This is a genomic window from Williamsia muralis, from assembly GCF_002735905.1.
GTDB classification, from domain to species: domain Bacteria; phylum Actinomycetota; class Actinomycetes; order Mycobacteriales; family Mycobacteriaceae; genus Williamsia; species Williamsia muralis_A.
The window spans coordinates 763348-778929 of the sequence record NZ_PEBD01000004.1 but is presented as its reverse complement, the minus strand read 5'-3'; the positions used below and the strand labels follow the sequence as shown (position 1 = coordinate 778929).

Here is a 15582-nt window from a genome sequence, read left to right as displayed (position 1 = left end):
ACACCACCCCATCCCCCAAATGCTCCCCGCTATCTGCATCCCTACCTGCTCGCATCTTCCGTCCCCCCAACCGGCACACTGATCGCTGTTTGACCCGTCAGATTCGCTGGATCACGTGAACCCCTGCCACGCGGTATGGGCCACACTCGACGCTCTTAACACCGAGGTGCGCCGCACCGTCAAGCAACGTCGCAGCACACCGCGACAAGCCCGATCCACCACCCACGACGAGGAGACCGCATGACCATCACACCGACTGGTTCATTCACCCCGCGCGACGAGGGCGACGCAGTGGCGTTCGTTCGTACCTTCCGTGCCCCGATAGACGACGTATGGGCAGCGGTCACCGAATCTGACCGGCTCGCACGGTGGATCGGCTTTTTCACCGGGGACCCTGAACAGGGCTACGTCGAGTTCACGATGAACGCCGAAGGCGACGATGTCACGCCCGCGCGCTACAACATCGAACGTTGCGAGCCACCACGAGTGCTGCGGGTGCGCACCACTGCCGAGTTCGGGACGTGGGACCTCATCGTCGAACTCTCAGAGGCCGACGGGGTCACGACACTGACCCTGAGCCAAATCATCTACGACCCAACGACAATCGAGAACACCGGACCAGGCTGGGAGTATTACCTCGACCGCTTGGTCGCCGCTCTGACCGGCGCGGACCCAAGTGCCATCGACTTCGACGACTACTACCCCGCCCAGCAGGAGTACTACCTAGGGATCCAGCAACAGGTGACCGGAGGGAAGTAGTACCCACGCGCATATCGCCCGGTGGGTTGAACGTCAGGATTCGAACCCTTCCCCCAACCATCCACCGATCTCAGCAGCAGCCAGACTTGCCCCGGTAGGAGACCCATCTCGAATGGGCCCACCAAAGTGAGTCCCTTCCACCCGCACATGCGTCACGTCATCCGACCCCAACGCGCCAACCATGTCAAGCGCATCTTCCGGGAAACATGCTTGATCCCCGGTCAATTCGACGAACAGCGTCGGTACCTGCACGCCTGAAGCACAGCTTACGAAGGCAGCGTTGCTCGACAACCCCGACCACGTCGACAACCACGCATCTGCGGTAGACAGCCGGCTGAACCCGACCAACCCATAGTTGGTGAGGTCAGGCCGACGACCGAACAACGAGCCGTACGGCCGGTCGTTCGGACTCAGTGACGGGTCTACAAACCGCAGATCGGCGTCTGTTCGATACACCGTCATCAGCCGCGGTGCCAACGCGACACGTCGATCCGCCGGATCACCCGAGACCTTGAATCGTGCACGCGCATCGGCACTCTCCGCAACGTGCGCCCGAGCGGCAGCATCAAGCCGCTCCACCCTCGCACGCTGCGCCGCCCGATACTGCTCCACGAACTCCGGCGCATACGACGACGCATCAGGCGCATCCACAAAGCCGTTGGCCGGATCAAACGGATTCAACGCTGGGTCCACACTCAACGGATCGTTCTCGTCAACCACCGACGGATCGATCAACCGCAGGAGCAACTCCCCCTGCCCAGGATGCGGCGCCATAAATAACGCACCGTCGGGCACCGGCATCTCCGCCGATGCAAGGGCAACTGGCCGGCCTGCGGGCGTGCGCGTCAGCCGCTCATCAGGAGCCAGTCCTGCCTGTTGGTGATAGAACGCAAACAGCGTTCCACCCCCGGAGTGACCCAGCGACACCACCGAGTCAAAGCCCCTGTCCCGCAGAAACACTTGGCCCGCCGCGACATCAAGCAGCGCCTGCTCGTGGATCAAGTTCAGATCGTTGTTCACCGACCGCGTGCCCTGCGTCCACACCGCAAACCCGCGGGCCAGCAGTTCAGGAACCAGCACGTGGTGGGTCAGATCCTGACGCGGATGCATCAGCGCGACCACGGTCCGCGCCGACGGGACAGTCCGCAGCACCCCAGACACCTTCGCACCGTCAGACGTGGTCAGCTCATGCACCGACGTCACCGCGTTCGACGGTTGCTCCGCGGACTCGATGTACCGGCCTGCGCCTAAGCGCTTCCCAGCATCAGCAACGGTCACAGCGGTTCCACCTTCAAGGCGTCTTTGTCCCACTGGGTGATTCGTGACGCTCCTAGTCCGGCGACGCAGCTGTACCAGACGGCATGGCGACAGCCGGTGGATCGCCGGTCGACCACGATGGCCGAATCAGCCGACACCCGGTAGTACGGCCCCACGTGATCCACGGTGACATCGGGGTCCTCGCCCGCCACGGCAGCGACCGCCTTGTTCTCGGGCACATCCAAGATGAAGAACGTGGTCATCGTCCGACCTCCACCACATCAAGCGCCGACTGCGCGTCCTGCTCCTCTTGCCACTGCGCTGCACGCTGAACGATCAGCTCAGCCTTGCGGGTCAGCAGACCGGCCATGCTCGGATTTGGCGCAGACACAACGTCGATCAACGCGTCGATGGTCAGGTTCGCATCAAGATCTTCCTGGGGTGTCACCGGACGCATCGCTCGGGTGATCTCGATCATGTAGCCGTTAGGGTCATGGGTGTAGATCGACTCGATGGTCTCGTGCTGGATCTGCATCTCCACCGGCCAGTCACTGCCGTCGAGGCGTCGACGGTATTCGAGTAGGTCGTCCTCGTTGTCGACGTGGATGGCCAGGTGCCGCGACCGGATGAAGAAGATCGGAACGTCCTCGGCGAAGCGCGAATACGAGTCGCCCTGCGGTCCACCCTCGAACGGTTCGAGGCCGAAGTAGTAGAAGAACGCAAGCCGGTCGTCGTTACCGATGTCGAAAAAGAAGTGGATGAAGTCGGGATGCTTGTCCGGACCCCAGCCAGCGGCACAAATCGAGTGCACCACAGGGAAACCGAGCACGTCGCGATAGAAGCGGACGGTGCCCGCCGGGTCGAATGTTGGGTATGCGACGTGGTCAACACCGCGCACCTTGTGGTCGAGCTCGCTCATGAGTACGTCCTTCTGTTGAGCTTGGGAATGTCAGGCCGGAACGGAAGTCACGTCTGCGCGCAGCAGACTGCCGGCACCGTCGATGGCCACGGGCAGGCCGAGGCCACGCAGCAGGCTGTACGCGCCGGCGGTCGCCGCCGACAGGACGGGAATGCCGAACTCACGCTCGGCGTCGTCGATCAGGGCAAGTGACGGCATCTGCACGCAGCACGAGAGCACCACAGCGTCGACGTCGGTGAGATCAAGCGACCGGGCGGCTTCCATCACGCGGTCGCCGGGAATGCAGCCGACCTCGGCGTTGTCAGCCACTTCAAGTGCGCGCCAGTCGACCACCGCGAAGTCCTCGGCCTCGAGGTACTCGACAACCTTCTCGGCCAGCGGGCGCAGGTACGGCGTCACGATTGCGATGCGCTTGGCATCGAGGGCACGCAAGCCCTCGACCAACGCGCCGGCACTCGACCGGATGATCGCCTCCGAACCGCCCGTCGCCAACTGCTCGGCAACGGCACCTTCCACCCGCTGGTGCTCCCCCGGTCCACCGACCATCAGGGCCACCAGGCAGGCGTAGAGGATCGCCTCAGGCGCGGCGTCGGCAATCTCCATCACGCACCGCTCACGCTGGGCGTTCATGGCAGCGAGCTCCTCCGGAGACACCCGGTGCATCCGCATACGCGTCGAGTGAAAAGAGAACTCCGAGGTGGGATGTCGCCGCAACAGGGCGGGCATCTCGGTCTCGACGGTGACGTTGGAGCTTGGCACCACCAGGCCGATTCGGTGAACGCTCATCTGGCCGTCCTTTCGAGTTCAGGCGCCAAAGACGGCACCATCGAACGTCGCGTTGACGTCTACGACGATTATTCGACGCTCACGACAATTCGTCAAGCGGCAATCTGCGCGCCCCTGAGCTGCACAAACTTCGGCGCACGCGGCACAATCGGTGAGGCGGCTCACATTTCCTGCTTGACAGCTGAGCAAACGCGTCGAATACTCAACGTCGACGTAAATGAACGAACTGCGCGGCAACTGAAGGAGAACCTGGCCATGGCATACGTGATCGGAGTGGACGTCGGAGGGACGTTCACCGATGCCGTCCTCGATGACGGGAACGGTCTGCTGATCGGCGGCAAGTCGCCGTCGACGCCCCCGGACTACTCACAGGGGGTCATGGACGTCCTCGGTGTGCTGGCGGAGCAATTGGGTCAGCCGCTCGACGAAATGCTGGCGAACACCCACCACATCGCGCACGGCACCACATCGTCGCTGAACGCCTTGGTGATGGGCAACGTGCCTGACGTCGGGTTCCTGACCACCAAAGGCCACCGCGACTCGATCTACATCATGAACGTGGAAGGCCGGTATCTCGGCCGCTCCCCCGAGCAGCTGCAGAACGTGATGGCGCAGAGCAAGTCTCACGGTCTTGTGCACAAGCGCCACGCACTCGAGGTCACCGAGCGGGTCGACCGTGACGGTCGCGTGGTGGTGGCACTCGACGAAAACGAGGTACGCGCCACTGTCAGAACCCTTCTCGACGACGGCATCACAGCAATCGCTGTGTCGCTCCTGTGGTCGTTCCGCAATCCCGCCCACGAACAACGCATCCGCGACATCGTCCACGAGATCGACCCCACTGTCTTCGTGTCCCTCTCCAGCGAAGTCAGCCCCCGCATCCGTGAGTTCGCGCGCAACGCAACAACAATCATGAGCACCCAGATCGGGCCCGGCCTGCGCGACTACCTCGGTGAGCTCGAAGGCAAGCTGCGCGAGCACAAGCTCGCCGGTCCCCTGCTGGTCATGCAGAGCAATGGTGGCGCGGTCGCCGCGTCGGAAGCTCCCGGCAACGCGATCTCCACCGTGGGTTCGGTGCTGACGGGCGGTGTTGTCGGTTCGGTGTCGCTCGGACGCCAACTGGGACACAGCAACATCATCGCCACCGATGCCGGCGGCACCACGTTCCTCGTCGGCATGATCGTCGACGGCGAACCGGTCCGATCGTCGAGCACCATCATCAACCATCACCCCATCAACGTGCCGACGCTCGAAGTCCACGCGATCGGCGCCGGCGGCGGAGCGATCGCCTGGCTCGATGCCGGCGGCAACCTGCAGATCGGACCGCACAGCGCGCAGGCCGTCCCCGGGCCGGCGTGTTACGGCCAGGGTGGCACCGAGCCCACCAACACTGATGCCAACCTGGTCCTCGGCATCCTGCCCGAACGCGGCCTGCTCGGCGGCCGTAAAGCGCTGGACCTCAACTTCGCTCGCGAAGCCATCCGCACCCGCATCGCAGAGCCACTCGGACTCTCTGTCGAAGAAGCCGCCGCCGCGATCTACGCGGTACAGAACGCCCAAACCGGAGATCTGCTGCGCAAGACGGTGGTGGAGGCAGGACACGATCCCCGCAACTTCATCGTCTACGCCTTCGGCGGTTCCGGCCCGGCGCACTGTGGGCTCTACGCCCAGGAGATCGGGGTGTCGCAGGTGGTGGTCCCCCTCGGCCAGGTGGCCTCCGCCTTCTCGGCCTACGGCCTGGCCTCCTCCGACATCGTTCTCGCCAGGGAACTCTCGGACCCAGCTGCGTTACCGCTCGATCCCGCGCGCGTGGAGCAGAACTTCAAGGTCTTGGAAGAGCAAGTCCGCGAACAGCTCGACCGGCAGGGCCTGACGTTCAAGTCGGTGGAGATCGAACGCGAGATCGACATGCGGTACGCGATGCAACTGGCCGAGGTGGCCACACCGATTCCGTCGGGCTCGTTGACCTCTGCTGAAGTTGCCACCGCCGCAGAGACATTCGAGACCCGGTACGCCGAGCTCTACGGCAAGGACAGTGGCTTCCGCGAGGCCGGGATACAGGCCATCACCTACCGGATTCGCGGCACGGGTGTCCTCCCCTTCACCCCGGAGCTCCCTGAACTGGAGGTCGCCGACTCACCGGACGCGAGCGCCGCGCACCTCGGCGTCCGGAAGGTGTGCCTCGACGGCCGCCAGGGATACGTCGACACCGACATCTACGACTACGCGGGTCTGCGGGCCGGCCACGTACTGCGTGGCCCCGCGGTCATCGAGGTACCCACCACCACTGTTGTTGTGCCGCATAACACCACGGGCGAGATCGATCGCCTCGGCAACCTCATCATCACGGTCGACCAGACCTAAAGCCACAGGAGCCCATTCATGACCGCACCGATCCCCGGCTCAGAAGTCTTCTCCAGCCGGCCGATAGATGTCGACGCCCTCTCCAGGTCGTTGCCCCCGTCACTCCCCGTCCACACCGTCACCCAGGAACAGATCGACCAGCTCGACCCGCTCACCTACGAGGTGATCCGACACCGGCTGTGGTCGGTCACCGACGAGATGGGCGACGCCCTCAAGCGCATGTCGGGATCGCCGATCGTCACCGACGCCAACGACTTCGACTTCGCCGTCAGCGACGAACTCGGACAAGAAGTGCAGGTGGGCCTCTACAACACCATGCTGGTCGGCGCCGTCGACCTCGCCATCTACTGGACCCTGCAGCACCGATCCACCAACCCCGGCATCACCGAGGGTGACATGTTCCTCTGCAACGACCCCTGGGTCGGCGGCGGACTGCACCAGAGCGACGTCATGGTCTACCAACCGGTCTTCTACGACGGCATGCTGTTCGGCTGGACGAGTGCCATTTGCCACGAGCCCGACCTCGGCGGCTCAGGACTCGGCTCGTTCGACCCGGCGGCCAAAGACGTGTTCTCCGAATCACTTCCGACGCCACCTATCAAGGTGGTCCGGGACTTCCAGCTGCAACGCGACGTCGCCGACGTATGGGTTCGACGCTCCCGCGTACCCATGCTGGTGGGGCTGGACCTGCGCGCGAAGATCGGCGCGAACAGCGTCGGCCGTGAGCGGCTGCTCGCAGTCATCGAACAGTACGGCGCCGACACCGTCAAAGCTGTCATGAAGCGCATGATGGCCGATGCCGAGAGTCGGCTGCGCGCCAAGCTGACCGACCTGCCCGACGGCACCTGGCACGCCACCGGCTATCAGGACCAGTCGAGCGTCGGCGATCGGGAGGTCCACAAGATCACCCTCGCAATGACCAAGAAGGACAACCACCTCTCCTTCGACTTCACCGGCACCGACCCGCAAACCGGCGTCATCAACTGCACGTACGCCGGCATGCGCGGCGGCGTGATGCTGGCCCTTCTGCCGATTCTCGCGGGTGACATCCCCTGGTCTGCAGGTGGTCTGATGCGATGCTTCGACCTGATCGCCGAAGAAGGCACCATCAACAACGCCACGTTCCCAGCCGCGGTCAGTCGCGGTCCGATCGGGCCGGCGTGGCTGACGGGCAACCTCGTTGCCGAGTGTCTGGCGCAGATGCTCGACCGCCACATCGAGCTCGGCAAGAACGTGATGGCGTCGTGCTGCGGCACGTGGGATACTGCGGTGGTCGCGGGCCTCGACGAACGCGGAGAACAACCCGTGCCCTTCCTGAACATCCTGATGGAGCCGATGAGCGGTGGCTACGGCGGACGCCCTGTGGCCGACGGCATGGACACCGGCGGATTGTTCTGCATCCCCATGGGCCGCATCCCCGACACCGAGATGACCGAGTTCCTCTACCCACTACTCACGTTGTGGCGCAAAGAAGAACCGGACTCGGGCGGTCCCGGACGCCATCGCGGCGGCGTCAGCGCATCGCTGGCCGTGACCCCGTACGGCACAAGTCTGCCGATGGGATTGATCTTCGCCTCCGCCGGCAAGGCGGTCGCACAGAACTCCGGATTGGCCGGAGGTCTGCCCGGTAACACGGGATTGGAAATCCTGGCGCGTAACTCCGGCATCACCGAATTGCTGGCGAGCGGTGCCATTCCGGGCTCACTCGACGATCTGGGTGCCAACAAGGAGATCGGAGCCTGCTACGCCGAGAGTCACCTCGCTCCGGGTGAGGTGCTGTACATGCACTGGCAGGGCGGTGGTGGTTACGGCGACCCCCTGCGCCGCGACCCCGAATCGGTGGCGCTTGATGTCCGCAACGGCAAGGTGACGGTGGACGGCGCTGCAGTGGGTTATGGCGTCGTGGTGAAAGACGGTGAGCTGGACACCAACGCGACCGAACAACACCGTGCTGCACTGAAAGACGAGCGCCGCGAGCGTTCCGATGTGCCCACCGGGCAGGAGTCAACGCTCGACCTGACCCGAGCCAGGCGGCTCGACGACAACCTCGTGGAGGTGACCATCGGCGACGCCCGAGTGGTCGGTTGCGCGCACTGCGGGCGACTTCTCGGCGACACCAAGACCGGCAAGCTGTCGCTGGCCGTGTACGAGGGCCCGTCGCACACCGCCGGGCCGCAGGTCACATCGGATCCTGCCGAATACGTCGACACTCCAGTAGTTTTCCGGCAGCAATGCTGCCCCGGGTGCTGGACTGCGGTGTACTCGGGCATCGTGCCGGCCGACCATCCCGACCACGTGGCCGAGCTGACCCAGCTCCTCCCGGCGGTGGCAGGCAAATGACGGTCGCCACGCCGACCGGCCGCTCCCGCTGGGGAGCTCGGCTGGTCGACTATCCCGACGAGCGGGCCGAGCGGTATCGGCGGTCAGGGTCGTGGACCGACCGGACCGTTGCCGATCGACTGCACGACACGGTGCAACGCCATCACGATCGGGTTGCGGTGGTCACCGAATCCGGGTCACTCACCTACGGGGAACTGGGCAGGCGAACTGACCAGATCGCCGTAGGGCTGGCCGACCTGGGTCTCCAACCCGGTGATCCCGTGCTGTTCCAGGCCACCAACCGTATCGAGACCGTCCTCGCCTGGTACGGGTGCCTCAAGGCCGGATTGGTGCCGGTGGCAACACTTGCCGCGCACCGTGGGCACGAGATCGGACACATCAGTCGAGCCGTGGGCGCGGTCGCCCATGTGGTGGAGGCGGGTCTCTCGTTCGATCTGGTGTCGTTCGCCCAAGAGCAAGCCGACGGGCATCCGACGATGCGGACGGTTCTGACGGTCGGGGTGACGGACGGTGCAGCCGGAACGCATGCGGTGGAAACCTTGGGTTCGGATATTGCGGACGACACCGCACGCGAACGAGTCGAACGCATCCAGGCCACGATCGATCCCCTTGATGTCTGTGCGTTCCAGCTGTCCGGCGGCACAACCGGGGTTCCCAAGGTGATCCCCCGCCGTCACGTCGAATATTGGGACAATGCACGGCTTTACGCCGAGCGACTTGGCTGGACCGAGCAGACCCGGGTCGCGCACCTGATCCCTTTGATCCACAACGCAGGCATCACGTGCGCATTGCATGCCGCACACGCGGTGGGAGCGTGCCTCGTCCTGGCCACTCCCGATGCGCCGAGCGCATTCCGGTTGATGGCCCGAGAACGCGCGACCGATGTGCTCATCGGGCACGGGCACTACCAGGCAGTGACGACCGCAGCATTCGACGAACCACGACCGCATCTGCGAACTGTTGTGCTCTCCGGCGCGAAGCCGAGTCCCGAGTTGTTCGCCCGAGCCGACGGTGACGTCGACCAGCGGGCGGGCCAACTGTTCGGGATGTCCGAGGGCCTGTTCCTGGTGACACCTCTGGACGCGCCTGCGTCAGCCAGATCGACCACCGTTGGCACTCCGGTCGCCGACGACGACGAAGTCCGGATTCTCGAGCCGGGGTCAGAGACTGTTCTTCCTGACGGCGACGTGGGCGAATTGTGTTGTCGCGGGCCGTACACCATTCCTGGGTACTTCGACGCGGCCGATCACAACCGCTCGGCATTTACGTCCGACGGTTTCTACCGGACCGGCGATCTCGCCCGCGTCACGGTGATCGACGGGGTCCGTTACGTGTCGATCGAGGGGCGGATCAAAGACCTGATCAACCGTGGCGGCGAGAAGATCAACGCCGAGGAGATCGAGCTGCTGCTCGTCAAGCATCCTGGTATCGCCAACGCCGCGGTGGTCGCGATGCCGGACCCTCGGCTCGGCGAGAGAACATGCGCTTACCTCGTTGCCGCACAGGGTGATCAGCTGTCGATGGCTGATGTGCAAACCCATCTGAATGCGCTGGGAGTCGCGAAGTTCAAGTGGCCCGAACGGCTCGAATGGCTGACAACCTTGCCGCAAACCAACGTGGGAAAGATCGACAAGAAGCAGCTGCGCGCCGATGTGGCGAGCAAGCTCAGCGCGTCGGTCCCCGTGAACCAGTGAGGACAATCGATGAAATTGCAGCGTGTCGCCGTGCTCGGCGGAGGCCCCGGCGGGCTCTACGCCGCCCGGCTCTTCAAGCGCAGTCACCCTGCCGCCGAAGTGACCGTGTACGAACAAGGCTCCCCCGATACGACTTTCGGTTTCGGTGTGGGACTCGCGTCGCGGACCCAGCGCAATCTCCGAGAAGCCGACCCGGCCTCGCTCGATGCGATCGTCGACGTTTCTCACGGGCATGAGATGTCGATGCAGGTCGGTGATTCTGTGGCCCGGCTCTCGCACGGCGAACTGCTGGCCATCGCCCGCACGTCGCTCCTGGATGTGCTGCAGCGGCACGCGACCGAGGCGGGTGTGCGCCTGCAGTTCGGACAGCGACGCACCGTCGCTGACCTCGACGCCGACCTGATCATCGCTGCTGACGGTGTCGGTAGCCCGACGCGGGCCGAGATGTCGGATCAATTCCGCCCGAACATCACCACCGGCAAGGGCTTGTACCTGTGGTGTGGAACAGATTTCGCACTGCCGAGCGCTATCTTCACCCCGGTCACCACCGAGCACGGCACCTTTGTTGCCCACGCGTATCCGTACGCATCCGATCGGAGCACATTTCTCATCGAGACCGATGAAACCACTTGGCGCAATGCCGGTTTCGACGTCACGACGCAGAACACCGGTCCCGCCGACAGTGACACCCAGTCGCTGAAGTATCTCCAGGATGCCTTCGCCGGCACTCTCGGAGGCCACTCCCTCATCGGCAACCGCACACGGTGGCTGAGGTTCCGGACGGTGACGTGCGAACGCTGGCATGCGGGCAATGTGGTGTTGCTGGGTGATGCTGCACATACAGCGCACTATTCGATCGGGTCTGGCACCAAGCTGGCCATGGAAGACGCCATCGCCCTGAATCAGTCTGTGCGCGAGTCAGAATCGCTGAACGAGGCTTTGACGGCGTACGAGGCTGCGCGCCGACCTGGTGTCGAGTACCTGCAGACCATCGCTACCCGCAGCGAATTGTGGTGGGAGTCGTTTCCCACCCGCACCGGCATGCCCGTCGACCAGCTGATGGTGGCGTACATGACCCGCGCTGGGAAGGTCAGCCTGGATCGATTCGCTGAATCGGCTCCGGACGTGGCGCGACGCGGGCTCGCCGACTACGCGGGCGTGCCGTCCGACGAAGTTCCGGGTAGCGGTGTCAGCGAATGGACGCTGCTGCAGCCCTTCGCGCGAGATGGGTTCTTCGCCGACAGCCGGTTGGCCGACGCGTCGCTGCGGTCGGATCCCGACACCGCTGTCGTCACCGTTGACCTCGAATCAGCGTGGGGCAATCCGGCTGACGAACTGCTCGCTGGCCTACATGGGCGAGTTGTGTGGTTGACGGGTGCGCCGCATCGCGGCGCAGTGCTCACGCGTCTCGACCTGGGCGAACGTGCGCGCAACACCGGGCGGATTGTGGTCGTGGAGGCCCCCGAGGCGTACCGGAGCGATCTGGCGGCGGGGTTGGCGAGCCAGCGGACGGACCTGGTGCACATCGTCGATGAGGCGGCGATCGACGGCGCAGCCGAGGACGTTCACGCGGCAGCGGTGTGACGCGCACTATTGTTCGCTCATGACCAAGTCGACGCCGGACGGGACACCGTCGACCGCGACCGGAAAGCCGGGCGTGCGCAGCAACTCGCGCCGCGAGCTGGTGGAGCGCGAGATCATGGAGCAGGCCACCCGACTCTTCGCCGAGAAGGGACTGGCCAGCACCACGTTGCAGGACATCGCTGACGCCACCGGCCTGACCCGTCCGGCGATGTACCACTACGTCAAGAACAAGGATGAGTTGTTCGCCCGGCTGGTCAGTGAGATCGCCGAAGAGCCGGCGGTGTTGCTGCACGACATCAACCAGCGCACCGACCTCGACCCGGCTGCCAAGATCCGCGAGATGGCGATGTCGATTGGGCTGCACCAGATGCAGACTCAAGACCGTTTCCGTCTGCTCATCCGTTCCGAAGCAGAGTTACCGCCGGCGTTGGCTGAAACCTATCGACAGAGCCGTCGTCGAGTGTTGCGGGAGATGACCACCGCGATGAACGAGGGAATCGCAGCCGGGCTGTTCCGTGCTGCGGACCCTCGTGTCGCGGCGCTCGGCATCATCGGAATGCTGAACTGGATCGCCTGGTGGCATCACCCCGGAGACACCGACGACGACCGCGACGTCGCCCAGCAACTCGCGGACATGGCCGTCAGCTCCGTTCTCGAACCCGACGCCGATGAAACCGAACCCGGGCCAGACCGCATCATCGCGAGGATGCGGCAGAACTTGGACTATCTGGAACAGTCGTTGCGGGTTGAGGAGTGACTCGCTGGCGGGTCCCTGTTTGCTCAGATGACGGCTAAAGCTCGCAACCGATCGGGCCGTCGTCGCGTCTAAGACGCTGGGTACACTCGACCCGCGGTGGGGACCGCGATCAAGTTGGCCGCGAGGGCGGTTATGTAAACGGGGGGAACGATGACACCAAAACCGACAGGTCCTATTCCGGCAGCGCCGGGACCCGTTCCGCAGCCTCCCCCTCAGTTCGGCGTCGACTCCGACGAGATTTCCGGAGTCTCTACCGCCTGGTCGGCAGCTGCCGAGACGATCGGTGGGTTGAACTTCTCCCCCGTTGCTGAAGTAGTAGGCACGGGAAGCGACACTCTTGCCGCCGCCCGCCAGTGCGGTGTGCCGGCGACCGACGCGATCAAGTCGATCAGTGCACGCATCGCGTCGATGGCTTCATCTGTCTCAATTTTCAGCAAGAACACGGACACCACTGACTCGTCCTCGGCTGACCAACTGAACAACCTGACCCCGCGTTGATGAGACCGGCCATAAGCCAGCTCAGAGCTTGGAATCTCGGAGGGTTGTCAACTGCGGGAAGCACCGTGGCCTCGAATGCCGCGAACCTCGATGCCGCGCTGGACGAAGTGCAACGTGCGATGGACAACGCCGGCGAATGGACCGGCCGTACACACGATGCCGCCAACACAAAAGTGGTCGAAGAGGTGGATCACGGACACGAGGTACGCAACGTCTTCAATCGACTCGCAGACGCACTCGGCGACGCGGAGCGGGAGTTGACTCACGCGCGGGAGTACACACTGGGCCAGGTCGATTCAGCGCTGGCGCAGGGCTTTTCCGTCTCCGACTCGGGAGATGTGACGCATCGAGATGCCAAACGGAAGCCAGACGCAGACCATCTAGCCTTCACCATAGGGAACGGGCTGGACGAGGTGGAGCGCCTCGACACCACATATGGAAAGGCGATCGCCGACGCGGCCCTTGATCTGGGCGCCATGAAGAACGGGCAGCCAGATATCACGCTCCCGGACGGGCGGGTTGCCGATCCTGATGACGTGGTGGCGGGTCTGGCCGGCATGTCGGCCGATGAACGCGCAGCGTTCCTCAACTCGCTGAGCCCGGACGCTATGCAAGCACTCATCGACGCCGATCCAGAAACAATGGGCAACACGGACGGAGTTCCCTTCCCCGCGAGGATTGCAGCCAACGAGATCAACATCCGCAACGCGCTGATCGATGAACGTCAAAAGGCAGAGCCTGACGAGAAGCGAGTCAACCAGCTCGCCTCGATGTTGGCGCCTGTCAAGGATCCCGAGTCAGGCGGCGCGCTCGATAAGCCCGCGACGTATGACGGCCAAAATGCCAGTACAAACGATGGAATGATGAACAAACAGTTCATTGCTTTCTCACCGACTGGCAACGGCCGAATCATCGAGATGATCGGAACACTCCATCCCGGCAACAAAGGAGTGGGCGTCTACGTACCTGGCACTGGTTCGAACCTCAACGACAGCAACACCAACCACAACGCTGCCTGGAATCTTGCTCAGTTGAGTGACTCTCCCGTGTTCCTTTACATGAACGGCGACCTCCCCCAGGAGCTCATCTCGGAGGCGCCCTTTCCCGGCGATGCCAGCTCGATGGCGCCAGGGCTGGTGGAGTTCGGCAAGGAGATAGACCGGGCAGTGGACGCGCATTCACCGGGCACGCCTGTCACGTACATCGGCCACTCGTACGGCGGATCGGTCGTCGGGTCGGCCGAACAGCTGGGGCTCCGGGCCGATCGCATTCTGTACGCATCGTCCGCGGGCACAGGCGTTTACGACGGGCCTTGGAACAACGCGAACCCAGACGTTCAACGCTTCTCGATGACCGCGCCCGGTGACATGATCGGTGCTACTCAGTCCATCGATCAGCGGGTGAACCCGCATGGGGGTGATACCGACGAAGTCCCCGGTGTGACCAGGCTTGACACCGGTTACTACAGCGCCCGGAACGGTGAGCATCCCGGCGAAGTCATCTTCGGACCCGATGGTCATGGAGACTACTGGAACGATCGAGACTCCACTGCGTTTCAGAATATGGTCGGTGTCGTCAGCGGCGGCGAGGTCACCGGATACGTCGAACGCGGGATTGAGTCCAACAACATAGATGTGGACCTGGGCGACGAGGGTGACGGATTAGACGAGGGCATCGATGGCGCCAAAGGGATTGTACTACCGGGCATTTCCGGGTCGACACTACCTCATATACCTGGACTACTACCCCCAATCACATTGCCCGAGTTCGCCGAGGACCCTTACGGCAACCCGGTCGTTACCGACAACGCAGAGTTAGGACCGAGAATCGATGTCAAATAAACGCCAGATGATCTACGGGGCGCGTACATCAATGCTCCCGGCGATAGCTATTGCGTTGGCGTGTGGATGCTCTGTGAGCGGCGGCGATGATGACGCTCCGAGCGCGGTCAAGTCGGAGGCTGAAGCTCGAAAGGTGGTGACCGACAACGTCCGGCTTGTCTATCCGGGACACACTGTCGTCGCACCCGAGCATGCAACTCTGACACCGTGCACCAATTTCGACAAGAACGCGATCGGCCTCGGTCCACCATGGATCGTGAGCGCCACTGAATATCTCGCACGTCCGGAACAGATCGCGGAGGCAGTGCGACGGGTCGACGCCCTTACCGAATATGGTTATCGGCTTCAGCCAAAAGGCCCGCTTCCTAGCTATCCAGAACAGCGCGTTTACAAGGACGACCGTGGCTATACCGTCGGCATCTCGGCTTCAAAACTCCCAGACCGAGTGGACTTCGATGTGTTCTCGATGAGTCCGTGCACGGTCGACAGGCCTTGATAGTGGCACGATTCACAGGAGCCCTAGGCAGCACTGAATCCCCGAAGGCAACGCGATCGAGCTATGCGAGCCCAAAACATCGGTCTGAGCCAGATAATCCCAATAGGCATCTGGATTCCTCGGCCAGCGCTGGACGTACTGGAACTGAATACGACTACGCCATGTGTGCGCTTGCTCTGCCATTTGCGGCGCGTCGGACCGCTGCAAACTGTGGGGCCCCAGGCGGCGAAAATCGCTCGCGCTAAATGCTTTTGATCCTCCCTGTTTCACAGACCGGTTCCCGAAGG

At 63.6% G+C, this 15582-nt stretch carries 13 protein-coding genes; 8 read left to right on the top strand and 5 right to left on the bottom strand.

All coding sequences use genetic code 11. The features are described 5' to 3' along the window. Nucleotides 1–240: 240 nt before the first annotated feature. On the top strand, nt 241–759 hold the full coding sequence (locus CSW57_RS04330; RefSeq protein ID WP_099381576.1) for an SRPBCC family protein: 519 nt from the start codon (nt 241–243) through the stop codon (nt 757–759). 33 nt (nt 760–792) lie between these two features. Here the strand turns inward: CSW57_RS04330 and CSW57_RS04325 are convergent, their stop codons facing one another. The 4 genes from CSW57_RS04325 to CSW57_RS04310 are packed head-to-tail and all read right to left on the bottom strand — an operon-like array spanning nt 793 to nt 3721. Then, nucleotides 793–2037, bottom strand: coding sequence for an alpha/beta hydrolase (locus tag CSW57_RS04325; protein ID WP_099381575.1), 1245 nt, complete (start codon nt 2035–2037; stop codon nt 793–795). Continuing rightward, the gene (locus CSW57_RS04320) at nt 2034–2279 is read right to left on the bottom strand and encodes a hypothetical protein (RefSeq protein ID WP_099381574.1); all 246 of its coding nucleotides are present in this window, start codon (nt 2277–2279) and stop codon (nt 2034–2036) included. Before CSW57_RS04320 ends, CSW57_RS04325 begins: the two co-directional genes overlap by 4 nt. Then, the gene (locus CSW57_RS04315) at nt 2276–2935 is read right to left on the bottom strand and encodes a VOC family protein (RefSeq protein ID WP_099381573.1); all 660 of its coding nucleotides are present in this window, start codon (nt 2933–2935) and stop codon (nt 2276–2278) included. Before CSW57_RS04315 ends, CSW57_RS04320 begins: the two co-directional genes overlap by 4 nt. A 30-nt stretch (nt 2936–2965) precedes the next feature. After that, nucleotides 2966–3721: a maleate cis-trans isomerase family protein gene (locus tag CSW57_RS04310; protein ID WP_099381572.1), complete on the bottom strand. Its 756-nt coding sequence runs from the start codon at nt 3719–3721 to the stop codon at nt 2966–2968. A gap of 255 nt (nt 3722–3976) precedes the next feature. On the opposite strand from CSW57_RS04310, the gene CSW57_RS04305 reads away from it, so the two are divergent. Genes CSW57_RS04305 through CSW57_RS04285 form a run of 5 tightly spaced genes read left to right on the top strand, consistent with a single transcriptional unit; the run spans nt 3977 to nt 12460 of the window. Continuing rightward, nucleotides 3977–6085, top strand: a complete 2109-nt coding sequence (locus CSW57_RS04305) for a hydantoinase/oxoprolinase family protein (RefSeq protein WP_099382042.1) — start codon at nt 3977–3979, stop codon at nt 6083–6085. A gap of 18 nt (nt 6086–6103) precedes the next feature. Continuing rightward, the gene (locus CSW57_RS04300; RefSeq protein ID WP_099381571.1) at nt 6104–8425 is read left to right on the top strand and encodes a hydantoinase B/oxoprolinase family protein; all 2322 of its coding nucleotides are present in this window, start codon (nt 6104–6106) and stop codon (nt 8423–8425) included. Then, on the top strand, nt 8422–10119 hold the full coding sequence (locus CSW57_RS04295) for a (2,3-dihydroxybenzoyl)adenylate synthase (RefSeq protein ID WP_099381570.1): 1698 nt from the start codon (nt 8422–8424) through the stop codon (nt 10117–10119). Before CSW57_RS04300 ends, CSW57_RS04295 begins: the two co-directional genes overlap by 4 nt. A gap of 9 nt (nt 10120–10128) precedes the next feature. Continuing rightward, nucleotides 10129–11703 carry an FAD-dependent monooxygenase gene (locus CSW57_RS04290; protein ID WP_099381569.1) on the top strand — a complete coding sequence of 525 codons (1575 nt, stop codon included), beginning with the start codon at nt 10129–10131 and terminating at the stop codon, nt 11701–11703. A gap of 19 nt (nt 11704–11722) precedes the next feature. Next, nucleotides 11723–12460: a TetR/AcrR family transcriptional regulator gene (locus CSW57_RS04285; protein WP_099381568.1), complete on the top strand. Its 738-nt coding sequence runs from the start codon at nt 11723–11725 to the stop codon at nt 12458–12460. 212 nt (nt 12461–12672) lie between these two features. Here the strand turns inward: CSW57_RS04285 and CSW57_RS24240 are convergent, their stop codons facing one another. Further along, nucleotides 12673–12912, bottom strand: a complete 240-nt coding sequence (locus CSW57_RS24240; RefSeq protein ID WP_143696469.1) for a hypothetical protein — start codon at nt 12910–12912, stop codon at nt 12673–12675. Nucleotides 12913–12957: 45 nt separating this feature from the next. On the opposite strand from CSW57_RS24240, the gene CSW57_RS04280 reads away from it, so the two are divergent. Together CSW57_RS04280 and CSW57_RS04275 are read left to right on the top strand one after the other, a co-directional pair. After that, nucleotides 12958–14799, top strand: coding sequence for an alpha/beta hydrolase (locus CSW57_RS04280; RefSeq protein WP_099381567.1), 1842 nt, complete (start codon nt 12958–12960; stop codon nt 14797–14799). Nucleotides 14800–14872: 73 nt separating this feature from the next. Continuing rightward, nucleotides 14873–15295, top strand: coding sequence for a hypothetical protein (locus CSW57_RS04275; RefSeq protein WP_099381566.1), 423 nt, complete (start codon nt 14873–14875; stop codon nt 15293–15295). The last annotated feature ends 287 nt before the right edge of the window (nt 15296–15582 follow it).

Bases quoted from the DNA above. Each gene is read 5' to 3' on its own strand.
- CSW57_RS04320 (WP_099381574.1), bottom strand. From the start codon at position 2,279: ATGACCACGTTCTTCATCTTGGATGTGCCCGAGAACAAGGCGGTCGCT.
- CSW57_RS04285 (WP_099381568.1), top strand. From the start codon at position 11,723: ATGACCAAGTCGACGCCGGACGGGACACCGTCGACCGCGACCGGAAAG.
- CSW57_RS04290 (WP_099381569.1), top strand. From the start codon at position 10,129: ATGAAATTGCAGCGTGTCGCCGTGCTCGGCGGAGGCCCCGGCGGGCTC.
- CSW57_RS04305 (WP_099382042.1), top strand. From the start codon at position 3,977: ATGGCATACGTGATCGGAGTGGACGTCGGAGGGACGTTCACCGATGCC.
- CSW57_RS04330 (WP_099381576.1), top strand. From the start codon at position 241: ATGACCATCACACCGACTGGTTCATTCACCCCGCGCGACGAGGGCGAC.
- CSW57_RS04300 (WP_099381571.1), top strand. From the start codon at position 6,104: ATGACCGCACCGATCCCCGGCTCAGAAGTCTTCTCCAGCCGGCCGATA.
- CSW57_RS04315 (WP_099381573.1), bottom strand. From the start codon at position 2,935: ATGAGCGAGCTCGACCACAAGGTGCGCGGTGTTGACCACGTCGCATAC.
- CSW57_RS04295 (WP_099381570.1), top strand. From the start codon at position 8,422: ATGACGGTCGCCACGCCGACCGGCCGCTCCCGCTGGGGAGCTCGGCTG.
- CSW57_RS04310 (WP_099381572.1), bottom strand. From the start codon at position 3,721: ATGAGCGTTCACCGAATCGGCCTGGTGGTGCCAAGCTCCAACGTCACC.
- CSW57_RS04280 (WP_099381567.1), top strand. From the start codon at position 12,958: ATGAGACCGGCCATAAGCCAGCTCAGAGCTTGGAATCTCGGAGGGTTG.